The sequence below is a fragment of the Bradyrhizobium sp. Kon58 genome (assembly GCF_055807455.1).
Window position 1 is genome coordinate 1 of record NZ_JBVVOT010000639.1, and the last position, 238, is coordinate 238.

Genomic DNA, 238 nt, shown 5'->3' on the forward strand with positions numbered 1-238 from the left:
TGATCTTCCTGGCGCTCGGGTATGGACTGCGATGGGAGGTCGAGGGCGTGATCGACCCCGCCGACCATTCCTGGCTGGACCTGACGCTTGTGCTGTGTGCCTACTTGTTTGCGTTCTGCCTCAAGCCGATTCAGAAGGTTATCTTGCGCAAGCTGTGCCAGCGCGAGTCGCATCGCGCTGATCAGAAAACGGCCAGCTGATTGTGCGAGAGCGGTAGGAAACTCAGCGTGCCGTTTTC

1 protein-coding gene is annotated in these 238 nt (G+C 58.8%); it reads left to right on the forward strand.

Annotation, left to right across the window (positions count from 1 at the left end):
* On the forward strand, nucleotides 1–200 hold a 200-nt coding region (locus AC0L20_RS41790), incomplete at its 5' end, for a hypothetical protein (protein WP_473295959.1).
* Nucleotides 201–238: the final 38 nt, after the last annotated feature.